The 9,745-nt window shown below is 54.1% G+C and carries 13 protein-coding genes; all 13 read left to right on the top strand.

The genetic code is table 11. The features are described 5' to 3' along the window. Nucleotides 1-145 precede the first annotated feature (145 nt). On the top strand, nt 146-1,090 hold the full coding sequence (locus JW953_03565) for a 1-phosphofructokinase family hexose kinase (GenBank protein MBN1991756.1): 945 nt from the start codon (nt 146-148) through the stop codon (nt 1,088-1,090). A gap of 23 nt (nt 1,091-1,113) precedes the next feature. Beyond that, on the top strand, nt 1,114-1,458 hold the full coding sequence (locus JW953_03560; protein ID MBN1991755.1) for a hypothetical protein: 345 nt from the start codon (nt 1,114-1,116) through the stop codon (nt 1,456-1,458). An 8-nt stretch (nt 1,459-1,466) separates the two neighbouring features. Further along, nucleotides 1,467-2,861, top strand: a complete 1,395-nt coding sequence (locus JW953_03555) for a F0F1 ATP synthase subunit beta (GenBank protein ID MBN1991754.1) — start codon at nt 1,467-1,469, stop codon at nt 2,859-2,861. Continuing rightward, a complete protein-coding gene (locus tag JW953_03550; GenBank protein MBN1991753.1) occupies nt 2,851-3,246 on the top strand; it encodes a F0F1 ATP synthase subunit epsilon in 396 nt (131 codons plus the stop codon). Before JW953_03555 ends, JW953_03550 begins: the two co-directional genes overlap by 11 nt. Next, entirely contained in the window at nt 3,243-3,587 is a 345-nt protein-coding gene (locus JW953_03545; GenBank protein MBN1991752.1) for an AtpZ/AtpI family protein, read from the top strand. The genes JW953_03550 and JW953_03545 overlap by 4 nt, the downstream gene beginning before the upstream one ends. Next, the gene (locus JW953_03540; protein MBN1991751.1) at nt 3,580-3,864 is read left to right on the top strand and encodes an ATP synthase subunit I; all 285 of its coding nucleotides are present in this window, start codon (nt 3,580-3,582) and stop codon (nt 3,862-3,864) included. The genes JW953_03545 and JW953_03540 overlap by 8 nt, the downstream gene beginning before the upstream one ends. 4 nt (nt 3,865-3,868) lie before the next feature. Beyond that, on the top strand, nt 3,869-4,576 hold the full coding sequence (locus tag JW953_03535) for a F0F1 ATP synthase subunit A (protein ID MBN1991750.1): 708 nt from the start codon (nt 3,869-3,871) through the stop codon (nt 4,574-4,576). Between the two features lie 207 nt (nt 4,577-4,783). Further along, nucleotides 4,784-5,065, top strand: coding sequence for a F0F1 ATP synthase subunit C (locus JW953_03530; GenBank protein MBN1991749.1), 282 nt, complete (start codon nt 4,784-4,786; stop codon nt 5,063-5,065). A gap of 3 nt (nt 5,066-5,068) precedes the next feature. Continuing rightward, complete coding sequence (locus JW953_03525; protein MBN1991748.1) at nt 5,069-5,878, top strand: hypothetical protein; 810 nt, start codon at nt 5,069-5,071, stop codon at nt 5,876-5,878. After that, nucleotides 5,868-7,433 carry an alternate F1F0 ATPase, F1 subunit alpha gene (locus JW953_03520; protein MBN1991747.1) on the top strand — a complete coding sequence of 522 codons (1,566 nt, stop codon included), beginning with the start codon at nt 5,868-5,870 and terminating at the stop codon, nt 7,431-7,433. The genes JW953_03525 and JW953_03520 overlap by 11 nt, the downstream gene beginning before the upstream one ends. Beyond that, nucleotides 7,420-8,298: a F0F1 ATP synthase subunit gamma gene (locus JW953_03515; protein MBN1991746.1), complete on the top strand. Its 879-nt coding sequence runs from the start codon at nt 7,420-7,422 to the stop codon at nt 8,296-8,298. Before JW953_03520 ends, JW953_03515 begins: the two co-directional genes overlap by 14 nt. A 33-nt stretch (nt 8,299-8,331) precedes the next feature. Further along, nucleotides 8,332-9,528, top strand: coding sequence for a hypothetical protein (locus JW953_03510; protein MBN1991745.1), 1,197 nt, complete (start codon nt 8,332-8,334; stop codon nt 9,526-9,528). A 137-nt stretch (nt 9,529-9,665) separates the two neighbouring features. Then, nucleotides 9,666-9,745: FKBP-type peptidyl-prolyl cis-trans isomerase (locus JW953_03505; protein ID MBN1991744.1), on the top strand; the 80-nt coding region annotated here is incomplete at its 3' end.

Raw genomic sequence — 9,745 nt, 5'->3', positions numbered from 1 at the left:
TAGAGCTAGACAAAAATAGCTCATGCTTTCTGGCTGAAACTGCCTACTTGAGTATGGCAGGATGGAGTATCTCCATAGTACACTAATAAGTAGAGATTGAATTTAATGGGCTTATATTTGCTAGATGCATGAGAAAAGCAAACTCATGAAAACCATTGTTTCCCTAACGATGAATCCCACCCTTGATAAAAGTACCGGCATTGACCACGTTGTGCCGGACCGAAAACTCCGTTGTCAAACACTTAACCAGGAGCCGGGTGGCGGCGGTATTAATGTATCGCGGGCCATCCGAAAACTGGGGGGCGACTCCGTGGCGCTCTATCCGGCCGGCGGCCCAAATGGTGAAACTATCGAAAGATTTCTTGATGAGGAAGGGCTTGATCATGTACGCATTCCCGTTGCTGGTTGGAGTCGAGAGAGTTGGATGGTGCTTGAGGAAGAAACCGGCCAACAATATCGGATTATTCTCCCCGGTCCCCACTTAAAACAGCCGGAGTGGGAACGATGTCTTGAAGAAATAGCTAAAACCAAGCCGGAACCGGATTATGTTGTGGCCAGCGGTAGTTTGTCGCCAGGCGTACCGGATGATTTTTTTGCTTGGCTGGCGCAGTGGACACGCCAGGCCGGCGGTCGCTTTATTTTAGATACCTCAAGCAAAGCCGCCCTGAAAACAGCCACCCAAGAAGGCGTTTACCTGATTAAGCCCAACTTGCGTGAATTCAGAGAGCTGGTGGGCAGCGAGCTTAAAGACGAGGCCGAACAGGAAGTTAAAGCGATGGCAATGGTTGAAGCAGGCCAGAGTGACGTGGTGGTGGTGTCATTGGGTGCGGCGGGCGTAATTTTGGCGACCCAACAAGGTTGCGAACGCCTGCGCGCGCCAACGGTTTCAATTAAAAGCAAGGTGGGGGCCGGCGACAGCACTGTGGCCGGCATTGTTCTCGGCCTGGCCCGTGATCAAACATTGCGGGAATCGATTCTGTTTGGGGTTGCCGCCGGAGCGGCGGCGGTTATGACTCCGGGGTCGGAATTATGCCGGAAGGAAGATACCGAGCGGTTGTATCAACGTATGATTACGAGTGAGGAAAGCTAAAAATATTGTTATGAGTTATCAACTTGAACGGCAAGAAACCCTGCCTGACGGCATTAAACGGAGTTTATGATCTAGCTGATTACCTGGGCGACGACCACGATTTAGCGGAGTTGCGCCGGTTGGTCGCATCCCAGCCCCAGCAGCCCCAGCCTGACCTATTTGATAATGAACAAAACTTGGAGGTTTTGCTAGCTCTAATTAATCAGGGGCGCGCCGAGTTAGAAGCAGCGGCCCACCCCCGCCGGGAGAACGAATTTATGTGGAAAAACCGGCTGATTTTGTTGACCGCATCGCCGCCTACTGGTGGGTCTGGCGAGAAAGAGCGGAGCCAGTGCCATTTTGCCGCAGGCACATTCAAAAAAGGTTGACCCAAACAATGACTACCACCCGTGAAGTAATCAATCAGGGGCAAGCAATTTCTGTGCGAGGGAGTGTGATCGATGTGCATTTCCCCCGGCAATTGCCCGAAATTTACAGCCGGTTGACTACCGGGCCGGAAGACAACATCATCATTGAGGTAGTCACCCATCTTGACGCCCAGACAGTGCGCGGCATTGCTTTAACCCCCACCCAGGGCCTGGCCCGGGGCGCCACCGTAACCGATACCGGACACCCCCTCCGCGTGCCCATAGGCAAAGGGCTGCTGGGCCGGATGTTCAACGTGTTTGGCGATACGGTTGATAGAAAAGAAGCGGTGCAAACCGAACGGCAACGCTCAATTCACCAGCCGCCGGCGCCTTTGTCTGCCCGCGTCACCCGCTCGGAGATTCTCGAAACCGGCATCAAAGCCATTGATGTTTTGGCCCCGCTGGAACGTGGCGGCAAAGCCGGACTCTTTGGCGGGGCGGGCGTGGGCAAAACGGTGTTGATCACCGAGATGATCAACAATATGGTCAGCCAGCACGAGGGCGTCAGCATTTTTTGCGGCATTGGCGAGCGGGTGCGCGAGGCCGAAGAATTGTACCGCGATCTGCAAGAAGCGGAGGTTTTGGATAACACCGTGCTGGTATTTGGCCAAATGAACGAACCGCCCGGCGCGCGCTTTCGCGTGGGCCACGCTGCGCTGACCATGGCCGAGTATTTTCGGGATGAGACCAGCCAGGATGTTTTGCTCTTGATTGATAATATTTTTCGTTTCATCCAGGCCGGATCGGAAGTGTCGGGACTGATGGGTAATTTACCCTCTCGCCTGGGTTACCAGCCCACCCTGGGCACGGAACTGGCCGAGTTGGAAGAACGGATTTCGAGCACCAAAAACGGGGCCATCACCTCGGTGCAGGCCGTGTACGTGCCCGCCGATGATTTTACCGACCCGGCGGCAGTGCATACCTTTACTCATCTCTCCGCCTCCATTGTCTTATCGCGCGACCGGGCCAGCCAGGGGCTTTACCCGGCCATCAATCCGCTGCAATCCGGCTCAAAAATGCTGCTGCCCCAGGTGGTGGGCCGGCGCCATTACCGGATTGCACAAAAAATTCGCAGCACGCTGGCCGGCTATGAAGAACTCAAAGATATTATTGCCATGCTCGGCCTGGAAGAACTTTCGCAGGATGACCAAAAAACCGTGCATCGCGCCCGGCGGCTGGAGCGATTTTTGACCCAGCCCTTTTTCACCACCGAACAATTCACCGGCCGGGAGGGCAAACTGGTCAGTCGGGAAGAGGCGCTGGACGGTTGCGAACGTATTTTGAATGACGAGTTTGCCGATTATTCGGAACAGGCGCTTTACATGATCGGTTCTGTTGACGAGGCGGCCCACGATGAAGCTTAAAGTCTTGCTCCCCACCGAGCATCTGGTGGAAGAAACCGTGACCAAAGTTTCCGCCGAAGCCGAAAACGGCGCGTTTACCCTGCTGCCGCGCCACATTGACTTTACCGCCAGCCTGGTGCCCGGCATTCTCGCGTTTGAATTGCAATCGGGGCAGCAGCGGTTTTTGGCCGTTGATCAAGGCGTTTTGGTCAAGTGCGGCGCGGAGGTATACGTGTCCACTATGAATGCCGTGCAGAGTGCCGACCTGGACGAACTAAAACAAACGGTGCGGGAGCAGTTTGAAGTATTGGACGAACACGAAAAAAAGACCCACACGGCGCTGGCCCGGCTTGAGGCCAATTTTATTCAGCACTTTATGGAGATTGACGAAGGGCGGTTGGGATGAGCCGGCGTAAAAAACAGCCGGGTGAAGACTTTTACGAAAAGGTTGATAAAAAAGCCAGACGTAAAACGCGCGCCAGACAGCAGCGGGAGCGCAGCCTGTGGACCAGCCTGGGCGTGATGGGCGTGGTGGGCTGGTCGGTGGCGATTCCCACGCTGTTGGGAACCTTACTGGGACTCTGGCTCGATGCCAACTGGCCCAGCTCGTTTTCCTGGACATTAACCCTGCTGATCGCCGGTCTCATTATCGGCTGTTTTGGAGCCTGGCAGTGGGTATCGCAAGAAATGGAAAAAATACAGCAAAGCAAGCAGCAACAGGATGAGGAATCGCATGACCATGAATGAACTTTATTGGTATCTCTTTTCTTTCATCGCCGGCGCGGCCCTGGGAGCCTTTTACTTTGGCGGCCTGTGGCTGACCGTGCGCCAACTGGCGAAAACCAATCAGCCAATCCTGTGGCTGAGCATCAGTTTTATCGGGCGACTGGCGCTCACTTTGGCAGGCTTTTATTTGATTGCAGCCGGTCAATGGGCGCGGTTATTGATCGCCATTGGGGGCTTTTTTCTGGCCCGGCTGATCCTGGTTAAACGGTTTGGCTACGTAAAACAACAAGGAGTTTGAGCCAATGGACTTAACCATCACGCCGGATACCATTGTTTATTGGCAGTGGGGGCCAATCAGCCTGAACGCGACCATTGTTTTTACCTGGGTGGTCATGGTTGTTTTAGTGGGCGGCTCCTGGCTGATCACGCGCAACCTGTCGGCTGAACTGAAAATATCGCGCTGGCAGAGTTTACTGGAAATGGTAGTGTTGACCATGCGCGATCAAATTGGCGACATCGCCCAGCAGAAGGCGGGCCGTTACCTACCCTTTGTTGGCACGCTTTTTCTCTTTATTTCGCTCGCAAACTTTTTGAGCATTGTGCCCGGCTATCAAGCGCCTACCGGTTCCCTATCGGCTACTTCGGCCCTGGCTATCTGCGTTTTTTTTGCGGTGCCTTTTTACGGTATGCTGGAGCGAGGCGTAACCGGTTATTTAAAGCATTACGTCCAGCCTTCGCCAATCCTGCTGCCGTTCAATATAATCAGCGAGTTGTCCCGCACCCTGGCCCTGGCCATCCGGCTTTTTGGCAACGTGATGAGCGGCGCCATAATTGTTGGATTGCTCATCTCAATTGTGCCCCTGTTTTTACCGGTGGTGCTGGAGGCGTTTGAATTATTGATCGGCCAAATTCAGGCCTATATCTTTGCTATTTTGGCCATGGTGTTCATTGCTTCCGCCGCGCGCACGCGTCAGGAAGAAGAGCAAAGTGAGACCGAAGAAAATGAGTAATTACTTGGGACACAGAGTTACACGGAGGAGCCTCAGAGACGCGCAGAGTTCTTCTTGATATGTCATTGCTAAACCAGGTTTGAGGGATTTCTCGCTCACGCTCGAAATGACATGTCCATCACTACCTCTTAACCACTACCCAAAAATTTTCTCTGAGAATCTCTGTGTAACCAAAACGAATTTAATTTTGAAGATGGAGGTAATTTAATGGATAACACAGGATGGATCGCCATTGCATCAATGGTCATTGCCGGGCTGACCATTGCCCTGGGGTCAATTGGCCCGGCCTTGGCCCAGGGGCGAGCCGTAGCCGAGGCGCTGCGCGCGATTGCCCAGCAGCCGGACGAATCAAACACCATTACCCGAACCTTGTTTGTGGGCATGGCCCTGATCGAGTCGTTTGCCATTTACTGCTTTTTAATCTCGATGATCCTGATCTTTTTCAATCCGTTCTGGAATCAGGTCTCGTCCGGCGGTGGAGGAGGTTAAGCCGTGCAACTCGATTGGTTTACTATTGTTGCCGAAATTGTCAATTTTCTGATTTTGGTGGCGCTGCTTAAATATTTTTTGTACGATCGCATCATCGGGATTGCCGACGAGCGGGAGGAAAAAATAGCCGCTCGTTTTGCCGAGGCCGAAGACAAGCGTCAGGAAGCCGAGGATAAAGCTGAGTCGTTCCAGGCTAAACAGGGCGAGTTGAACGAAAAGCAGGACCAGTTGTTCAGCCAGGCCAAAGAAGAGGCCGAAAAGCAACGGCGAGAATTGCTGGAAAAGGCCCGGCAGGAGGTTGAAGCGCAGAAACGGCAATGGCAGCAAATGGTTCAACAAGAGCAAGATTCCTTTTTGCAGGAATTGCGCCGTCAGGCCGGTCAACAAACTATTGCTCTGGCCCGGCGCTCGCTGGCCGACCTGGCCGATGCTGAGTTGGAAACCCAGATGGTTGAGCGTTTTGTGGAACAGGTCAAAAACCTGTCCGACCAGGAACAAACAAAAATGGCCGGCTCGCTGGCGGACTCCGGCCGTAAGCCGGTCATCACCACCGCCTTCGATCTATCGTCGGAAAGCCGCCGGCAGTTGTTAGACGCCGTGCAAACGCAGTTTGGCGACGAGTTGGAGGGCAAGTTCAATACCGCCGACGAATTGATTTGCGGTATTGAGTTGAAAGCTAACGGCTACAAAATTGCCTGGAGTCTGGACAATTACCTGGACAACCTGGCCGACAATCTGGCCCGCACATTGCAAAATGAAATGCCCCGGCAGGAGGAGGCGTCCCGAAAGGAAACGAAAACCGATGCCGGATGACAAACCTCTCCTGAAAACAATGCTGACCGATACCTTCAGCCGGATCGAGCAGCTTCTAGAAGAGCAGCGGGCCAAATTAGAGGTTCAGGAAATCGGCACGTTGAGTTATGTGGGCCGGGGCATTGCCCGGGTATCCGGCTTGCCCGGCGTGCGGGCCGATGAACTGATCCGCTTCCACGGCAGCGACTCGCTGGGGCTGGCCTTTAATCTTGATCCCGCCGAGGTGGGCGTTGTTTTGCTGGGCGAAAGCGAAGATTTGCAGGCGGGCGTTGAAGTTCACCGCACCGGCCGCATTGTTGACGTGCCGGTAGGCGACGCTTTGTTGGGCCGGATTGTGGATGCCGTGGGCCGGCCACTGGATGAGGGCGGCCCTATTCGCACGGTGGAACGGCGGCCCATTGAGCGGCCCGCGCCCGCCGTGATGGGCCGCGCGCCGGTCAACCGGCCGCTGCAAACCGGCCTCAAAGTGATCGACGCCTTGATCCCCATTGGCCGCGGCCAGCGCGAATTGATTTTGGGCGACCGGCAGACCGGTAAAAGCGCCATTGCCCTGGACACCATTATCAACCAAAAGGATAAAGATGTTGTGTGCGTCTACTGCGCCGTGGGGCAGCGGGATGCGGCGGTGGCAAAATTGATTGACGATCTGCGCCGGCACGACGCCCTGGCCTATTCCATTGTGGTGGTAGCCACCGGCAGCGATCCGGCCGGCCTGCAATTTGTGGCCCCCTACGCCGCCACCACTATGGCCGAATATTTTATGGAACAAGGGCGGGATGCGCTCATTATCTACGACGACCTGACCCGCCACGCCCGCGCTTACCGGGAACTTTCGCTGCTCTTGCGGCGCCCGCCGGGCCGGGAAGCTTTCCCCGGCGACATTTTTTACATTCACTCCCGCCTGCTGGAGCGGTCCACCCAATTGCGCGCTGACCTGGGCGGCGGCTCGTTAACGGCGCTGCCCATCATCGAAACCGAAGCCCAGAACATTTCGGCCTACATCCCCACCAACCTGATCTCTATTACCGACGGTCAGCTTTATCTCTCGCCCAACCTGTTCCAAAAAGGGGCGCTGCCGGCGGTAGACGTGGGACGCTCGGTGTCGCGGGTGGGCGGCAAAGCCCAGTTAAACGCTTACCGGGCTGTGGCCGGAGATTTGCGCCTGACCTACTCTCAATTTGAGGAGTTGGAAGCTTTTGCCCGTTTTGGTACCCGGCTTGATGACGAAACCCGCCATACGCTGGAGCGGGGCCGCCGCATTCGCGAAATCCTCAAACAAGAACAATACGATCCCCGGCCTGTGGCCGCACAGATTGCCGTGCTGCTGGCCGTTATTGAAGGCGTATTTGATCAACTGCCGTTCGACCGGATTGGCCGGGTGGAGCAGCAGGTACGCGAGGTGCTGCCCGAAAAGCTGCCCGATTTGCACGAGCAAATCCAAACCGGTGAGGCCCTGGATGATGAAGAACGGGAGAGGCTGCTAAAAATCGTCAGGCAGCAAATCGGTTCAACGTACAATCAGGATCAAAAAGGAGCGGGCGATGGCCACAACTGAGGCCATCCGTCGCCGCATTGAAAGCACCGAGGATTTACAATCGGTAGTCAAAACCATGAAGGCCCTGGCGGCGGCCCATATTTGGCAGTACCAGCAAGCCGTGGCGGCCCTGGACGATTACAACCATACCCTTGAGTTGGGCTTGCAAATTGTGCTCAACAATCGCGCCGCCGCTATTGACATTGTCCAACCCAAACCCGAGCCACGGCTAGGCGCGATTGTGCTTGGCTCCGATCAAGGGATGGTGGGCCGCTTTAATGAGCAAATCACCACCTTTGCCCTGGACAAAATGAACGAGCGACAAGTTTTGCAGCAAGACCGGCACGTGCTGGCCGTAGGGATGCGGATTACCACCGGGCTGGAAGCCGCCGGCCAATCTGTTGAAGATAGTTTTCCCGTGCCCGGCTCCATTGCGGGAATTACGCCCCTGGTGCAGGATTTGCTGTTGCAGGTGGATCATTGGCGGTCCGAATTAGAACTGGAGCAGATTGTGATCTTTTACAACAAACCCCGTTCCGGGGCCGCCTACGAGCCTGAAATAAGCCATCTGCTGCCGGTTGATTTGGATTGGCTGCAACAATTGCAAAGAAAGCCGTGGCCCACCCGGATGCTGCCCACCTTCTCAATGGACTGGGCCGAGCTTTTTGCCGCCTTGCTGCGCCAGTACTTTTTTGTGGGCCTGTACCGGGCTTTGGCCGGATCGCTGGCCAGCGAGAACGCCAGCCGGCTGGCCTCGATGCAGGCCGCCGAAAAGAACGTTGAGAAAAAAATGGACGAGCTTAACGCTGAGTTTCACCGCGAACGACAGCGGGCGATCACGGAAGAGTTGCTGGATATTGTGGCCGGGGCCGAAGCCTTAAATTAAGAAGCTCAACGAAAACAAAAGGAGTGATAATACATGAGTTTGTTAACAAAAGAGGAACTAAAAACTTTAAGCCAAAAACAAGATGGACATTTTGTTTCAATCTATATGCCAACTCGAAAAGCGGGACCAGAAACCCGAGAAAATTCCATCAGGTTGAAAAATTTGGTCACAACTGCCGAAAAGAAATTGGTTGAGAACGGGCTACGCGCGCCCAAAGCCAGAGCGCTATTGAAACCGGCCAAAAACCTGCTTGACGATCATGATTTCTGGCAGCGGCAAAATACCGGATTGGCGCTATTTATCTCCGCAAATCTTTTTCGTGCCTATCGATTGCCGCTTGACTTTGCAGAATTGGTCGTGGTTGGCAGTCGCTTTCATCTCAAACCCTTGGTGCCTTTGCTCAGCGGCGACGGGCGTTTCTATCTACTGGCGTTGAGTCAGAACGAAGTTAAACTATTCCAGGGAACCCGCCATACTTTTGATGAAGTTCTTCTCACCGCGGATGTACCCCGCAGTTTGGCGGAGGCGCTCTGGTACGAAGACCCGGAAAAACAGCAGCAGTTCCACACCGCTACGGCCACACCGGGACAACCGTCCGGCGGGCGCCCGGCCATGTTTCACGGCCACGGCGTTGGCACGGGTGACGACACCGACATGATCCGGCAATATTGCCAAAAACTTAACCGGGGGCTGGCCGATTTGTTCGGACATGAAAAAGTTCCTTTGATTCTGGCGGGCGTGGATTATCTGTTCCCCATTTATCAAGAAGCCAATAGCTATCCGTACCTTATTGACGAAGGTGTCAGCGGAAATCCGGAAAATATGAGCCGGGAGGAACTTCACCGGCAGGCCTGGCAGATCATCCGGCCTTATTTTGAACAGGCGCAGAAAGATGCTTTTTCTCGCTACCATCAGCTTACCGATACTGACCAAATCTCGCGGGATATCAGAGAGATTGTACCGGCGGCTCAATATGCACAGGTAGATACCTTGTTTGCGGCTGCCGGCCAACATTGTTGGGGAAGTTTTGATCCGGAAGAGAATCGTATTGTTATAAATAACGAACCAGACCCGCAGGATGAAGACCTGCTGGATCTGGCGGTAGTGCAAACCTTATTGCATGGCGGCACAGTTTACGCGATGTCGCCGGACCGGATGCCGGATGGTTCGCTGCTGGCGGCTATCTTTCGTTTTGAAAAATCTATAATCAATTTGGGCGATAAACCTTGAAGATAAGTTTCCATCAGGGCTAACGAAAGATAGCTCTTTTTCTTTTGGAAAATTGCCCAAGTTAGTATAGGTAAGACCCTATTAACCATGTTACACTGAGTTAAGCAGGTAAATATTTCTTAAAGGGAGCAGAATTTATGACACACGCAAATAAGGGTGACATCGTGAAGGTTCATTACACCGGCAAATTGGAGAATGGAAGCGTATTTGGTACTAC

The sequence above is a fragment of the Anaerolineae bacterium genome (assembly GCA_016931895.1).
Taxonomy (GTDB): Bacteria; Chloroflexota; Anaerolineae; order 4572-78; family J111; genus JAFGNV01.
Note: the sequence above shows the minus strand (reverse complement) of the source record. Positions and strands in the feature narration are given on the sequence as shown.

Coding starts and splice junctions, on each gene's coding strand:
- JW953_03565 (MBN1991756.1), top strand. CDS start 146: ATGAAAACCATTGTTTCCCTAACGATGAATCCCACCCTTGATAAAAGT.
- JW953_03555 (MBN1991754.1), top strand. CDS start 1,467: ATGACTACCACCCGTGAAGTAATCAATCAGGGGCAAGCAATTTCTGTG.
- JW953_03550 (MBN1991753.1), top strand. CDS start 2,851: ATGAAGCTTAAAGTCTTGCTCCCCACCGAGCATCTGGTGGAAGAAACC.
- JW953_03545 (MBN1991752.1), top strand. CDS start 3,243: ATGAGCCGGCGTAAAAAACAGCCGGGTGAAGACTTTTACGAAAAGGTT.
- JW953_03540 (MBN1991751.1), top strand. CDS start 3,580: ATGAATGAACTTTATTGGTATCTCTTTTCTTTCATCGCCGGCGCGGCC.
- JW953_03535 (MBN1991750.1), top strand. CDS start 3,869: ATGGACTTAACCATCACGCCGGATACCATTGTTTATTGGCAGTGGGGG.
- JW953_03530 (MBN1991749.1), top strand. CDS start 4,784: ATGGATAACACAGGATGGATCGCCATTGCATCAATGGTCATTGCCGGG.
- JW953_03520 (MBN1991747.1), top strand. CDS start 5,868: ATGCCGGATGACAAACCTCTCCTGAAAACAATGCTGACCGATACCTTC.
- JW953_03515 (MBN1991746.1), top strand. CDS start 7,420: ATGGCCACAACTGAGGCCATCCGTCGCCGCATTGAAAGCACCGAGGAT.
- JW953_03510 (MBN1991745.1), top strand. CDS start 8,332: ATGAGTTTGTTAACAAAAGAGGAACTAAAAACTTTAAGCCAAAAACAA.